At 65.4% G+C, this 13780-nt stretch carries 12 protein-coding genes; 3 read left to right on the forward strand and 9 right to left on the reverse strand.

Annotated elements, in window-relative coordinates; genetic code table 11:
- Nucleotides 1-279: 279 nt before the first annotated feature.
- Nucleotides 280-1989: a cyclic peptide export ABC transporter gene (locus AB1286_RS04140; protein ID WP_430362067.1), complete on the forward strand. Its 1710-nt coding sequence runs from the start codon at nt 280-282 to the stop codon at nt 1987-1989.
- On the opposite strand, the gene AB1286_RS04145 is transcribed toward AB1286_RS04140, so the two are convergent.
- The 8 genes from AB1286_RS04145 to AB1286_RS04180 all read right to left on the reverse strand — a co-directional run bounded on the left by AB1286_RS04145 (nt 1970) and on the right by AB1286_RS04180 (nt 9234).
- Nucleotides 1970-3013: an ABC transporter substrate-binding protein gene (locus tag AB1286_RS04145; RefSeq protein ID WP_430364982.1), complete on the reverse strand. Its 1044-nt coding sequence runs from the start codon at nt 3011-3013 to the stop codon at nt 1970-1972. The genes AB1286_RS04140 and AB1286_RS04145 overlap by 20 nt on opposite strands.
- 11 nt (nt 3014-3024) lie before the next feature.
- Nucleotides 3025-3840 carry a siderophore-iron reductase FhuF gene (gene fhuF / locus AB1286_RS04150; protein WP_430362068.1) on the reverse strand — a complete coding sequence of 272 codons (816 nt, stop codon included), beginning with the start codon at nt 3838-3840 and terminating at the stop codon, nt 3025-3027.
- Entirely contained in the window at nt 3840-5978 is a 2139-nt protein-coding gene (locus AB1286_RS04155; protein ID WP_430362069.1) for an iron ABC transporter permease, read from the reverse strand. Before AB1286_RS04155 ends, fhuF begins: the two co-directional genes overlap by 1 nt.
- The gene (locus AB1286_RS04160; RefSeq protein ID WP_430362070.1) at nt 5975-6793 is read right to left on the reverse strand and encodes an ABC transporter ATP-binding protein; all 819 of its coding nucleotides are present in this window, start codon (nt 6791-6793) and stop codon (nt 5975-5977) included. The genes AB1286_RS04155 and AB1286_RS04160 overlap by 4 nt, the downstream gene beginning before the upstream one ends.
- A complete protein-coding gene (locus AB1286_RS04165) occupies nt 6790-7860 on the reverse strand; it encodes a TauD/TfdA family dioxygenase (protein WP_430362071.1) in 1071 nt (356 codons plus the stop codon). Before AB1286_RS04165 ends, AB1286_RS04160 begins: the two co-directional genes overlap by 4 nt.
- A 40-nt stretch (nt 7861-7900) precedes the next feature.
- Complete coding sequence (locus AB1286_RS04170; RefSeq protein WP_430362072.1) at nt 7901-8131, reverse strand: MbtH family protein; 231 nt, start codon at nt 8129-8131, stop codon at nt 7901-7903.
- 76 nt (nt 8132-8207) lie between these two features.
- Complete coding sequence (locus AB1286_RS04175; protein WP_430362073.1) at nt 8208-8873, reverse strand: RNA polymerase factor sigma-70; 666 nt, start codon at nt 8871-8873, stop codon at nt 8208-8210.
- Nucleotides 8874-9015: 142 nt separating this feature from the next.
- On the reverse strand, nt 9016-9234 hold the full coding sequence (locus AB1286_RS04180) for a hypothetical protein (RefSeq protein ID WP_430362074.1): 219 nt from the start codon (nt 9232-9234) through the stop codon (nt 9016-9018).
- A 304-nt stretch (nt 9235-9538) separates the two neighbouring features.
- Between AB1286_RS04180 and aqpZ the strand changes: the two genes are divergently transcribed.
- Nucleotides 9539-10321: an aquaporin Z gene (aqpZ, locus tag AB1286_RS04185; protein ID WP_430362075.1), complete on the forward strand. Its 783-nt coding sequence runs from the start codon at nt 9539-9541 to the stop codon at nt 10319-10321.
- A 193-nt stretch (nt 10322-10514) separates the two neighbouring features.
- A complete protein-coding gene (ilvA, locus tag AB1286_RS04190) occupies nt 10515-12086 on the forward strand; it encodes a threonine ammonia-lyase, biosynthetic (protein WP_430362076.1) in 1572 nt (523 codons plus the stop codon).
- Nucleotides 12087-12153: 67 nt separating this feature from the next.
- Here the strand turns inward: ilvA and AB1286_RS04195 are convergent, their stop codons facing one another.
- Nucleotides 12154-13746 carry a methyl-accepting chemotaxis protein gene (locus AB1286_RS04195; protein ID WP_430362077.1) on the reverse strand — a complete coding sequence of 531 codons (1593 nt, stop codon included), beginning with the start codon at nt 13744-13746 and terminating at the stop codon, nt 12154-12156.
- Nucleotides 13747-13780 lie beyond the last annotated feature (34 nt).

Here is a 13780-nt window from a genome sequence, read left to right on the forward strand (position 1 = left end):
TCCCTCGGTTGGTCCAGTGCGCCGCCTCGAGCCGCGGGCATGGACGAACCGATACGACTCGTCGAGCGCGGCGTTTGCGGCAGCTTCAGACCAATGACGTTTCTCGATCGCAAATTTTTAGGGCCAACGCGCGGCGTCGGCCTTTTTCTCGACCGCCCGCCGTTCGCCTTCGGGTCTGTCCGGCGCCCAAGCGCGAATCGAGTAAAACTTCTTGCCGCTCAATCGTCTATCGATGGACACGCCTCGCGTGACGTCCCGATCCCAACTCGTGAGCCATCGATGACTGCCCATCTTCTCGCACCGCCCTTAGACGCCCCGGCTCCATCGCGACCGGCAACGCAACTGCTGCTCACGTTGCTGCGTCAATCGCGCGGAACGTTCGCGTGCGCGTTGCTCGCCTGTATCGCCAACGGCGCCGCCAGCGTGCTGCTCGTCGCGACGCTCGAACAAGCGCTCGCGACGCCCTCTTCCGGCATGCAACGGCTCGCCCTTGCATTCGCCGTTTGCGCTTGCGTCGCCCTGGCCTCGCGCGTCACGTCGGGCATGCTGTTCGCGCGTTTGTCGCAAGACACGATCGGCAATCTCCGCGCTCACGTCGCCGGGCGTGTCGCCCACGCCGAGTTGCGCGAACTCGAGCGGATGGGCGCCGCGCCCATTCAATCGATCCTGACCGACGACGCCACCAATGTCTCCATGCTTTTTTTCGCGTTGCCCAATCTGGTGATGCACGGCTCGATCGTCCTCGGCTGCCTCGCTTACCTTGCCTACTTGTCCTGGCCCGTATGCCTGCTGGCCGTCTCCGCCATTGCGATCGGCTCGCTCGGCTACCGCCTCGGCGATACGCGTGCGCTCGCCGCACTGGAGCGGGCCGGCCATGCGCAGGATCGCCTGTTCGATCATTTGGGTGCGTTGTTTACCGGCGCGAAGGAGTTGCGGCTGCATCGCGAGCGTAGCCGCCGCTTCCTCGACGACCGACTGGGCACGGCCATCGACGAAGTGCGCCACGCGCGGCGCCGTGCCTTTGCCGCTTATGCGGCCGGTGTCGGTTGGATCGTCTTCTTGTTTTATGTTTTCCTCGGTGTCGCGGCATTCATGCCTTCGTTCGGCGCCCACGCCGATGCCCGCGAGGCCGCGAGCTACGTCATCGTATTCTTGTTCATGCTGGTGCCGCTCGACGGCTTGCTGAACAACATCCCCACGCTCAACGCCGCGCGCCTTTCGCTCGCGCGCATCGAATCGGTTTTGGCCGGCTTTCAAGCACCGCACCGGCTAACGGAGGCTGACGCCGTCAAGGGAGCACCACCCGGTCCGGCGTCGTTTCGAAGCCTCGCGTTATGCAACGTGACCCACGCCTATATGCACGAACGCGAGGAGCGTCTATTTCGCCTCGGCCCGATCGACCTGAGCTTCATGCCCGGCGAGATCGTCTTCATCGTCGGCGGCAACGGGAGCGGCAAGACAACGCTCGCCAAGCTGATCGCCGGCTTGTACGAACCGGAGACGGGCACCGTAGAGGTCGACGGCGTATGCGTCGATGCGGCATCTCGCCCCGCCTATCGCGAGCGCTTTTCCGCGGTGTTCAACGACTTCCATTTGTTCGACACGCTGCTTGGCATCGGCGATTCGAACGGCGCGCACCGCACCGAAATCGACGCCCGGGCCAATGCGTTGCTGGCCAAGCTCGCGCTCGACCATAAAGTACGCGTCGAGCACGGCGCGTTTTCGACGCGCGCGCTATCGACGGGTCAACGCAAACGGCTTGCACTCGTCGTCGCGTACCTCGAAGACCGTCCGTTCTATCTATTCGACGAATGGGCGGCCGATCAGGATCCGTCGTTCAAGGCGGTGTTCTACGAACAGTTGCTGCCCGAGCTGCGCGCGCGAGGTAAGACGGTCGTCGTCGTCACGCACGACGACCGCTACTTCGGGAATGCAGACCGCATCGTCAAGCTCGAAAACGGCGCGGTCGTCAGCGAGGCGAGGCCGTAGCGGCCCCCTGCGCTTTGCCGTCGGGGGCCGGCAGGGCCAATAACGCATCGGTCAACGTGTTGGCCAACCGCAGCGCCGACATCGGCCCGCCGAACCCCCATACATTGCGTTCGATCAGCGCCACCCGCCCATTGCGCCGTGCGGGCACGTAACGCCAAACGGGCGATGAAAGTTTGTCCGCGAGCGTCGAGTCGGCCCCCGTTGCGCTGACGAGCAGCACGCTGGAGCCGCTGCGCCCAAGCAAGTCTTCGGAGCTCACGTAGCGCGTGCCTTCGCGCGTCGCCTGGGCCGGCCATAGCGCGAGGCCGAGTTCGCGCGCGACACCGCCCGCCATGCTGTTACCGGTGTAGGCCCAGTAGCGATCGGCGAGTCCGAGTTCTTGCAACAATACGAACGATTCGCCGCTACGGCCCGCGGCCGCCAAGCGCCGGCGATCGTTCGCCAGGCCTCCGTCCAATGCGTGCTCTACCGCGCTCGCGCGCGCTTCACGCCCGGTTATGCAACCGATCGTATCGAAGATCCGGCGCGACCATTCGAGTTGCGTGGTTTGCGTCGCGTTCGGTTGTCCGTCGGGATTGAAGCGAAACAGCACCGTCGGCGCAATGGATTGCAACGCCCCAAAAATCGGCGAATGCCGAAACCCTACGCCGATGATGAGATCGGGCGAAAGCGCCGCGATCGCCTCGAGACTCGGCTCTTGCCGCGTGCCGACATCGGGCACGGAACGAAAACGTTCGACGTCGTAGCCGATCCACACCGGGTAGTAGGCGGTATCGACCATGCCGACCGGGGTCATCTCGAGCGAGGCCAGCGCCTCGGCAAACATGAATTCGAGTACGACGATGCGCACGGGGCGTGCGGGCAGTTGAGCGCTCGCTTGTACGATCGTCGGATTGGCGGCGATCGGTCCGCACGTCGACACCGTTCCCGCTTGCGCACCGCTCGCCCATCGAGGCAAGCCCACGCAGGCAAGCGCCGCGCAAGCGATTACCGTCAGCGTCGCGCGCCGACGCGTGCGCTGCAAGCGGCGCGGCTTCAATCGATCGCCGTCTGTTCGGCGATCTGTTCGTCGTTCATCGTCAGCAGCAATGGGCAGCTCGCGCACAGTTGTCGTTCTCCGGGAATCTCATAGCGCAGGCAGCAAACGCGGCGTGCGCGAAACGGCGTAGGCAGTAGCGCCGATCGGGGCGTCATCGGACGCACGCTCTCACGCAGCGGATTGCGCTCATCCTCGACGAGGCAGGGCGAACCGAAGATCCAAGCGGCATCGCGCGACGCTTGCTCGCCGTCCGCATCGTCGCAATACGCGTCGAGCAACGCATCGATCAGATTTCCCACGTTGCCCCAAAGCACGCGGGGCGCGATATGGGCGAGCTCGGCGAGGATATCGACGACGACGCGCAGGTGCGCATGCACGAACGAGCGGTAGCGCGGCGCAGGCTCGTTCGTCATGGCCGATAGCGCATCGCTCGGCAGGTACAGCGCGACCGGCATGCCGTCCGCCAGTGCGACCGTGCATCGATCGGCCGGCATCTCGAGCGGGCGTCGCAGCGTCACCGCGGCCGCGATCGCCGCCGGCGCCGCCAAACGAAAATAGAATTTGCTCCACTGCGACAGCAAGGCGCGCCCGTGGTGCGCCGCATCGCCGGCGTATCGCTCGGCCATCGCATCGAGCAGCCGATCGCCCTGGCCGGCCAGTTCATCGACTTTCACATAGACGAGATCGGCATCGAACGCATCATCGCGACGCGGTGCCGTATCCGGCATGCCGAGCCACACGTGCCCGAGCAATCGCGTCAGCGGCGAACCTTCGACGAGCGCCGCGAAGGGCTGGCACGGTGCGGCCTTCATCAACCGGCCCCCGCGCGCTGGCGCCGCGCTTGAACGACTAGCAAGGCCAGCAGATAGGGGGCGCCGATCATCGCCGTCAATGCGCCGGCCGGAATCTCGCGCGGCGAGAGGAGCATACGCGCGCCGATATCGGCCGCCACGGTAATCAGTGCGCCGAATGCGACGGCGAGCAGGAGCCGCGCACGGTGCGTGCGGGCGCCGAGTAGCGAAGCCGCATGCGGCGCCATCAACCCCACGAAACCGATGGGGCCGACGGCCGCCACTGCCGCGCTCGCGAGAAGCGTTGCAACGACGAGCGCGCCCAGACGGACCCACGAAGTGGGCACGCCGAGCGCCGCCGCTTGCTCGTCGCCGAGCGCGAGCAGATCGAGTGGCCGCGCCAGCAGACCGGCGAGCACGACTGCCGCCACGCCCCACGGCAACAATGCGAGGGCATCGTCGAGCCCGCGCCCGTAAGTACCGCCGACGAGCCAGACGACGAAGCGCGCCGGTTGCATGCTCGTTTGGGCGATCAGCCATTGCGCGAGCGTCGTCGCGAGCGTGCCGAGCACGAGCCCCGACAACGCGACCGGGAGCGGCGCGTAACGCGTACGTCGATTGAGCGCGAGCACCAACATAAGCGTCGCCATCGCCCCCGTCAGCGAAGCCGCCAGCGTACCGACATGTCCGACGCGCTCATCGGCCGCCATCGCGATGAGCACGGCAAGCGAGGCGCCCTGCGTCACGCCGAGCACTTCCGGCCCCGCGAGCGGATTGCGCACGACGCTTTGCATGAGCACCCCGCTAGCCGCCAGCAGTGCGCCCGCAAGCAGCGCACATGCGGCACGCGGCATCCGGAGCACGAGCAGCGCGCGCGCGAATTCATCATGGCCGGCGAAACCGGCCCACGCACGTGCCGGATTCACGACGACGGGCCCTATTGCCCCAGCTGCCGCGAGCGCGGCCATGGCGAGCGCCAGGAGCCCGAACGACGTGAGCGGCCAGCGCAGCGCCGGCACGCGCCGCGACCAGCGCTCGATGAAAGCGGGCGCGCGCAACGCCGCGCCGGCTACCCCGCCCGCGCGTGCCGACCAGCTTTCGCCGCCGCGCAGGATCAAAGCGAGCATGAGGGGCGCACCGACGAGCGCGACGGCGACGCCCGTCGAAAGCGTGCCGTCCAGATCGAATGCGAATACGGCTGCGTCGGTGACCGAGACGACGAGCCCGCCGACGAGCGCCGAGCATAGGGCCAGCGGACCGATACGAACGGCGCGCAGGCCCGGCCAGCGCCGAACGAGATTGGGTGCGACGAGACCGACGTAGGACATCGGCCCCGCGATGGCGACGGCCACGCTCGTGAAACCCGCCGCCGCGACGAGCGCGCCGAATCGCACCGCATCGACGCGTACGCCGAGCATCGTGGCCGTCTGTTCACCGAGCGATAAAACATTGAGCGAACGGGCAAGCAACGGCATCAAAGCGAGCGGCGGCGCAAGCCAAACGAGCGCGTATACGAGCCCTTGCGCGCCGGGTTGATAAAGACTTCCGTTCGACCACAGGACGAGGCCCGCGATGCTTTGCTCCGACCAAGCCAGCACAAGCGTCGTGATTGCCGAAAACAGCAACGCGCAGACACTGCCGGCCAACAAGAGCCGCAGCGGCGTAGCGCGCCAGCCGCCCGCGGCAGCCGCCACGGCACCCGCCGCGACGAGTCCCGAGCAGAGCAGCACGACAGGCGTCGCGACACCCGAGAGGGCCGGCCAGAGCATGACGAGCAACAGTCCGAGCTGTGCCCCGCCCGTCACGCCCAGCACATCCGGTGATGCGAGCGCGTTGCGGGCGAGGGCTTGAAAGACCGCGCCGGCCGCGCCGAACGACGCCCCCGCGGCGAATGCCGCCAACACGCGCGGACCGTGCAGTTCGAACAGCATCACGCGCGCGAGCGCGAGCGCATCGCTATGAGCGGAGCCGGACGCATGCGATCCAACGCTCGCGTGCCAGTACCGTGCGAGATCGGGGGCAAGCCGAACCATATCGACGATCGCGACGATCGCGACAATCGCGACCAAAGCAGCCGGCACCGACACGCGGCGCGCACCGCTCTCGCTTCTCGCCGCGGCACCGCCGCCGAGCATGCCACTGGGCAAGCGCGCGTTCATGCAGCCACCTCGGCGCCCGCCGCCCGATCGCCTGCTAGCGCCGGTACGCAGAACGGCACGCCCGTTTGCGGGTGTGCGAGGCGCAACATCGGCACGTCGAACGCCGCTTCGAGATGGATCGGCTTCATGATCTCGTCGGGCGTGCCCTGCGCGACGATGCGGCCTTCGCGCATGAGGACGATTTCGTCGCTGAACGCGGCGGCTTGATTCAAATCGTGCAGCACCCAAACGAGCGTCAGACCGCGCTCGCGATTGAGCCGCCGCAATTGACCGAGTACCTCTAGCTGATGCCGGATATCGAGGTAGGTCGTGGGTTCGTCGAGCAAGACGATCGGCGCGCCCTGCGCGAGCGCCATCGCGATCCAAGCGCGTTGCCGCTCGCCGCCCGACAGCGCGGCGAGATCGCGCGCCGCGTACTTGCCAAGGCCGGTCGCGTCCAACGCTTCGTCCACGGCCTTGCGATCGTCTTTCGTGGGCCCACGCAACCACTTGCCGTGCGCGAATCGGCCGTAGGCCACGAGCTCGCGCACCGACAATCCCACCGGTACTTCGTTGAACTGAGAGAGCATCGTGAGCGTACGCGCAAGATCGCGGCGCCGATACGATGCGAGCGGCCTGCCGGCCACCTCGATGCGGCCGCCGAGCTCACCCTGCAAACCGGCGAGCGTGCGCAGCAACGTGCTCTTGCCGCAGCCGTTGGGACCGCACAACGCCGTCACCCGATGCGCGGGCAGTTCGACGTCGAGTCCGTCGAAGACGACCCGGCCGCCATAGCCCGCGCTAAGCGCGCGTGCCGAGATGGCCGCGCGCGTCATCGGCCTGCGCCGGCCGCAGCCGGGATGGCGCGCGCCTCGGCGAGCGCGCGGACCGCTTGCGCCGCGGCGGCGCGCTCGGTCTCGCTCGCGCGATGATTGCGCGCCATGGCGACGACGACCTTGCGCGGCCCGGAGAACGGCGCGCGCGCATGCGCGCACAGCATGTTGTCGAGCATCAGGACATCGCCTTCGGCCCAAGGAAATACGATTTGCCGCTCGTCCATTACGGCGCGAATCTGCGCAAGCGCTTCGGCCTCGAGTGGCGTACCGTCGCCGTAAAAGACGTTGCGCGGCACGTTCTCGATGCCCACCGTCTCGATCAACGCCTCCTGAACGGGCGCATCGAGCGCCGACAGATGGAACAGGTGCGCCTGATTGAACCAGATCAGTTCGCCCGTATTCGGATGAACGGCCACGGCTTGGCATCGTTCGCGCGTACGCAAGAGCCATTCGCCATCGGTATCCTCGCGCCATTCGCACTCGATCCCGCGCTGATCGCACTGGCGCTGCACGCTACCGCGATCGTCGGTGCCGAATGCACGCTGCCAAGGCAGATCGACGCCTTGCCCGAAATTGCGTACGTACAGCAGCTCGCGCCGGGCGAACCGTTCGACGAGCGCCGGATCGAGCGCGCGCACGATGGCGCGGCTATCGGCGATCGGAGTCTGCCCGCCCGCTTGCGCCGCCGTGACGCAATGAAACCAAATGCGCAGGGGCCACTCGCGCGTGTAAGACTGCTCGTTGTGCAGGGGGATGGCGCGATGCGCCGGGTATTCGGTCGACGTATAGACGGCCCCTTCCACGCGGCTACGCGGCGTCGACGCGAAGGCGTAATCGACGAGCGGCGCGCCGAACGATGCCGCGAAGCGCTGAAAACCATCGACCGAAGGCGGCCCGAAGCCGGTCAGCAGAACGCCTCCCGCGCGTTCGAGGCACTCGTCGATCGCGGCGCGCAAGGCGCCGGCCGCCTCGTCGAGCGTTAGCGCGCCCTGCTCGCGCGGCGAAATCACAGTCGGCAAGCCGGGCTCGATGCGCAAATCCTCGGCGCTCGCAACGCGTATTGTCATAAGCTCTCCGCAAGAGGAATCAGGTCGAACGCCGCGACGCTCAGGCGTCTTGGTGGGCCGCGTCCATATGCCGGCGCAGGCTCGCGGGCCGCATGTCGGTCCAGACGGTTTCGATATGGTCGAGGCAGGCGGCCTTAGGGCCGCGCACGCCGATCTCGCGCCAGCCGGCCGGCACGGTGCGGAACGTCGGCCAAATCGAGTACTGCTCTTCATCGTTGACGACCACCGAGTATTCGATGTCGTCGTCGTTCGCGGAAGTGGACGAATTCATGGCTTTCGAGGTTCTGAGCAAACGTTGAGGGATAGACCGAGCGAAACGCCGCCTCGCTCGGGTTGAGCGCAGCCGTTCACGACGCCGGCGTGCCTAGGTGATTGACGTTCGAGGCGCGCCTTTTTTTAGTCGGCATGGATCGATCGCCGTTGCCTTCGACGCAATCGGCGCAATGACGCGCCGCATCGCGCACCATGAAATGCACCAGGGTTTGCGAAACGCCGAGCGCCCGCGCTGTTTCTTGCAGCGTCTCTTCCCGCAAGCGCACGCGCTCGAAGGCGCAGCGCGTACGCTCGGGAAGCTCGGCGAGGGCATCGAAAGCACTGCGCAGCGCGTCGCGCGTGAGCAGCGCCGCTTCGGGCGAAGGCTCGGGCGAGGCGACGTCGAGCCCCTCCTCCTCGCCGGCATACCAAACGTTTTCAAGCGACTGCCGGCGGCAGGCATCGATCGAGGCGTTGCGCACCATGCGCATGACGTATGCGAGCGGCTGACGAATGTCTTCTTGATTCCGAAATCCCGTCAGCTTGATGAAGACGTCATGCACGACGTCCTCCGCGCGGCTTATGCAGCCGACGAACGAGCGGGCGAATTGGATCAACGAAGCGCGGTGCGAGACGAGCACGTCGAGCAGCGCCCCGCCGCACCGCACGGCCGCCGGGCAAGCCCCGCAGACACCCGGACGATCGCCGTCGTCCGCGGCGCCCCGCCAGCTCACGTGCGCCTCAGCCCATGCGTTTGACATCGGTTCCCTCCATCGGTCGTCGGTCGAATGGCCGGAACTTTAACGTAAACGCGAATCATTCTCAATATTATTCCGCATAACCAGCACGGGATCCGGCAGGCGGGCTCGACGAGTGCACCGTGAAACGCCCCGATCGTTCGTTTCAGCGCGGCGGTGAATAAGGAAAGACGACGATCAGGACGATCCGCAGAAAGGCCCAAGCGAAAAAGAGCGCGCCAACAACGGCTAACGCCGCGACACGGGGCGTCCATTGCATGCGCCATGGCCGCGGCGACCGCACCGATTGCATACACCTGCGCATCCAGTGCAGCGTTGCGCCCCATGCCTCGATGAGCGCGGCCTTGCGCAACGTATCCGACATACGTGCCTCGCAACAAGCGTTTTCGGGCTCATTATTCTTAGCGCATTTAGCAAAATCAAGAACGCAATTTCGTTTAGGTCGTATTCGGTTTGGGTTTTATCGGAGCCATCGATTTATTCTCATATTCGAAGAATCGATCGGCATACGAAAGCGTCCGCCGGCGCCGGAGCCGGCTTCATGAACTAAGCTCTTTACAATAGTTTTGATCGAGGCCTTGTCGCGGCCAATAAGATTCAAGCACCGCGGGGCCGTCGAAGTCGGATCGTCTCGTTCCTTTATATCCACCTGATTCGGAGTCCTAACTATGCGGGCATTGCAACGCTATGTCGCCGAGTTGATCGGCACCTTCTGGCTGGTCTTGTGCGGCTGCGGCAGTGCGCTCATCGCCGCGAATTTTCATGCCTCCGCCGACAGCGGCGGCATCGGCTTGGTTGGCGTTTCGCTCGCATTCGGGCTCGCGGTCGCGACCATGATTTATGCCATCGGCCCGGTCTCCGGCGGCCACATGAACCCGGCCGTCACGATCGGGCTGACCGTTGCGGGGCGATTCGAATCGAAACACGTCGTGCCCTACGTCGCGGCGCAAGTGATCGGGGCGATCGCGGCGGCTTTCGTCCTCAAATTCATCGTCAGCGGTGCACCCGGTTTCGATGCGGCCGCGAGCGGCTTCGCATCGAACGGTTTCGGCGATCGCTCGCCCGGCCACTATTCGATGCAGGCCGCATTTCTATGCGAAGCGGTGATGACCGCCTTCTTCGTATTCGTCGTGCTCGGCGTGACCGACAAACGCGCCCCGGCCGGTTTCGCGGGGCTCATTATCGGTTTGTGCCTCACGTTGATCCATCTGATAACGATTCCCGTCACCGGAACCTCCGTCAATGCGGCGCGTTCGACCGGCCCGGCGATCGTCGCCGGCGGCGCCGCGCTCGATCAGCTTTGGCTGTTCTGGCTGGCACCGACCATCGGCGCCATCGTTGCGGCCGTCGTCTATCCGCTCATCGTCAGCGACACCGAGGCCACGCCGAAGGCTCGGCCAGCCGCGACCCTCGGCAGCGACGAGCAAGGGGTCGCCGCGCGCGGAGATTGACAGCCGCACGCCGATGCGCCATCCTTAGCCGCATGAACTGCCGCCAACCGCTCATCGTCATCATTATTCCCGCCATTCCAAGAATGGTGGGTTAGCGCGCGCAAAGCAGACACGAAAACCCGCCCAACAGGCGGGTTTTTTATTTCCGCCTCATGGGCTTCCTTGCAATACCTAGCGAAACAAGGAGCCTCCCATGCAGACCTCGCTCGCCCCGCGCGCCGTCGATTCGCCCAAACGTCCCGACACGTTGGCCGACTATCTTCAGAAAATCCTGACCGCCCGCGTCTACGACGTTGCACGCCAGACCGACCTGCAACACGCGCCGCGTCTATCCGCCCGGCTCGGCAACACCGTCTTGCTCAAGCGCGAGGATCAACAAAGCGTCTTTTCGTTCAAGCTGCGCGGGGCCTACAACAAGATGGCGCACCTCTCGCGCGAGGCGCTGGAGCGCGGCGTCGTGACGGCCTCGGCCGGCAATCACGCGCAGGGGGTCGCGCTATCGGCAGCCAAACTCGGCGTGCGCGCGATCATCGTCGTGCCGCAAACGGCACCGCGCATCAAAGTCGACGCCGTTCGCGCTCACGGCGGACCGACGGTCGAAGTGATGCTCGTCGGCGAGTCGTATAGCGAGGCCTACACCTACGCCAAACAACTCCAGCATCAGCAAGATCTCACGTTCATCCCGGCGTTCGACGATCCCTATGTCATCGCCGGCCAAGGTACCGTCGCGATGGAAATCGCACGGCAACACCAAGGGCCGATCCACGCGATCTTCGTGCCGATCGGCGGAGGCAGTCTCGCAGCGGGCGTAGCTGCCTATATGAAGGCCGTGCGGCCCGACGTACGCATCGTCGGCGTGCAGACCGAGGATTCTTGCGCCATGGCGCAATCGCTGGCTGCCGGGCGGCGCATCGAACTCGACGAGGTGGGACTGTTCTCCGACGGCACCGCCGTCAAACTCGTGGGCGAGGAAACCTTCCGGCTGTGCAGCGCCTACCTCGACGAGGTCGTCACGGTCGATACCGATGCGCTGTGCGCTGCGATCAAAGATGTCTTTCAAGACACCCGCAGCTTGCTCGAGCCTGCCGGCGCGATGGCCGTCGCGGGCGCGAAGCTGTACGCGCAGCGCACGGGCGTCGCCGGCGAAACGCTCGTCGCCCTCACCTCCGGCGCCAATATGAATTTCGATCGGATGCGCTTCGTCGCCGAACGCGCCGACGTGGGCGAAGCGCGCGAGGCGCTGTTCGCCGTCACCCTGCCCGAGCGGCAGGGTAGCTTCAAGCGCTTTTGCGAGCTCGTCGGCGAGCGGGACGTCACCGAGTTCAACTATCGCATCGCCGACGAGAACCGCGCTCATCTGTTCGTCGGCCTGCAAATCGCGCACCGCGGCGAATCGGTGCAGCTCGCCGGCGCGTTCGAGGCGGGCGGGTTTCCGACCGTCGATCTAACGGGCGACGAACTCGCCAAACAGCACGTGCGCTATATGGTCGGCGGCCGCTCGCCGCTGGCGCACGAAGAGCGCCTGTTTCGCTTCGAATTTCCCGAACGGCCCGGCGCGCTAATGAAGTTCCTGAACTCGATGGCGCCGCACTGGAATATCAGCCTCTTCCACTATCGCAACCAAGGCGCCGATCAAAGCTCGATTCTCGTCGGCATGCAAGTGCCGGCCGGCGAGCGCGACGCTTTCGCGCGCTTTCTTTCGTCGCTCGGCTACCCACATCGCGAGGAAACCGAGAACCGCGCTTATCGCATGTTCCTTTCCTGAAGCGGTTCGCGCAGGAAATCGACGAACGCGGCCTTCGAAGGCATGTGCGGCCCGTTCGCGATGCAGTCTAAGACGCGTGAGCCGCCTCGCCCGCGAGGTGAAAGACGCTGACCGCGGACTCGAGCGATTGCGTTTGCTGGCGCAGTCCCATCGATGCCGCCGCCGATTGCTCGACGAGCGCCGCGTTGCGCTGCGTGATCTCCGAGACCTGCCCGACGGCTTCGTTGATTTGCGCGATCTGCGCGCTTTGTCCGCGGCTCGCCAGCACGATCTCGTCCAACGTGGTCGTGAGTCGCGTGACGAACTGCTCGACGGTGCCCATCGTTTCGCCGGCCCGGCTTGCCGTTTGCGTAGCCGTCGTCACCGTATCGAGCGAGCTCTCCACGAGATCCTTGATTTCCCTAGCCGCCCCCGCCGCGCGCTGGGCGAGATTGCGCACTTCGGTTGCGACGACCGCGAAGCCGCGGCCGTATTGCCCGGCCCGCGCCGCCTCGACCGAAGCGTTCAGCGCGATGATGTTCGTTTGAAACGCGATGCCGTCGATCAGCGAAGTGATCTCGGCGATCTTGCGCGAATGATCGCGAACCTGCGCCATGACCTCCACGGTTTTTTGCACCTCGCGCGCCGCGGTTTCGGCCGACTCGGCTGTTTCATGGCCCGTCGCGTTCGCCCGCTCCGCGCCGACCGCGTTGCGCTCCGCCGTTTCGGTGATCTCGGCGAGGCTCGCCGTCGTCTGCTCGATCGCGCTCGCTTGCTCGTCGGTCCGGTTCGCGAGATCGGTCGTGCCGTTCACGAATTCCTGCGTCGCACGCTCGATCACATCGATCGACACTTTCGCGTCGATCAAAATACCGATGAGCTTCGCGTTCATCTGATTGAGCATGCGCGCCAATCGCCGCGCCTGCGCATCGCCACGCTCCGGAAACAGCGCTCGAATATGGCCGCACAGCACGTTCAGCGCGCTGTCGTTGAGCGCCTTGAGCGGCATCAGCACTTCGCGCATTAAATAAAAGCCGGTCACGGCCGCCATGGCGATGCCGAACATGCCCAGCGCCACACTAAGCGCCTGCCTGGAGACGCCCGGCACGAACGAATACGTCGTCGCGATCGATTGCAGCGCAAAGAGCGTCATCAACAGCGCCATCACGCCCCACAGACGCAGCGCGACCGGCAAGCCCAAGACGCGATCGATCGCACCGCGCACGCCCGTGCGCACCACTTCGCCCCCGGCCAGCCGCACGCGCTGGTCATTAGGATTACTAAGCATCTCGTAAAGATGCTCGGCCTGCTCGATTTGTTCGTCGGTGGGCTTGGTGCGTACGGCCATGTACCCGACCTTGCTGCCCTTCTCGAACACCGGCGTGACGTTGGCGACGACCCAATACGCCTGGCCGTTCTTGCGCCGGTTCTTCAGGAGGCCGGTCCAGGGTTGATCGTGCTCGATCGTATTCCATAGATCGCGGAATACTTCGCTCGGCATGTCGGGATGGCGGACGATGTTCTGCGCTTGTCCCGTCAGCTCTTCGCGCGTATAGCCGCTACTCTTGACGAATGCTTCGTTGACGTAGACGATGCGCCCCGTCGTATCAGTGCGGGAGATCGTCACGTCACGTTCGGACAAGTGATAATCCGCGCCAGCCGTAGCCAGGTTCTCGGTCATGTTGATGGACGGTTTGATAAACCCTCCCACGATA

The organism is Trinickia sp. NRRL B-1857 (assembly GCF_050470685.1).
In the GTDB taxonomy this organism is placed as follows: Bacteria; Pseudomonadota; Gammaproteobacteria; order Burkholderiales; family Burkholderiaceae; genus Trinickia.

Coding starts and splice junctions, on each gene's coding strand:
- AB1286_RS04170 (WP_430362072.1), bottom strand. CDS start 8,131: ATGAATTCGTCCACTTCCGCGAACGACGACGACATCGAATACTCGGTG.
- aqpZ (WP_430362075.1), top strand. CDS start 9,539: ATGCGGGCATTGCAACGCTATGTCGCCGAGTTGATCGGCACCTTCTGG.
- AB1286_RS04155 (WP_430362069.1), bottom strand. CDS start 5,978: ATGAACGCGCGCTTGCCCAGTGGCATGCTCGGCGGCGGTGCCGCGGCG.
- AB1286_RS04160 (WP_430362070.1), bottom strand. CDS start 6,793: ATGACGCGCGCGGCCATCTCGGCACGCGCGCTTAGCGCGGGCTATGGC.
- AB1286_RS04175 (WP_430362073.1), bottom strand. CDS start 8,873: ATGTCAAACGCATGGGCTGAGGCGCACGTGAGCTGGCGGGGCGCCGCG.
- AB1286_RS04140 (WP_430362067.1), top strand. CDS start 280: ATGACTGCCCATCTTCTCGCACCGCCCTTAGACGCCCCGGCTCCATCG.
- AB1286_RS04165 (WP_430362071.1), bottom strand. CDS start 7,860: ATGACAATACGCGTTGCGAGCGCCGAGGATTTGCGCATCGAGCCCGGC.
- ilvA (WP_430362076.1), top strand. CDS start 10,515: ATGCAGACCTCGCTCGCCCCGCGCGCCGTCGATTCGCCCAAACGTCCC.
- AB1286_RS04180 (WP_430362074.1), bottom strand. CDS start 9,234: ATGTCGGATACGTTGCGCAAGGCCGCGCTCATCGAGGCATGGGGCGCA.
- fhuF (WP_430362068.1), bottom strand. CDS start 3,840: ATGAAGGCCGCACCGTGCCAGCCCTTCGCGGCGCTCGTCGAAGGTTCG.
- AB1286_RS04195 (WP_430362077.1), bottom strand. CDS start 13,746: ATGACCGAGAACCTGGCTACGGCTGGCGCGGATTATCACTTGTCCGAA.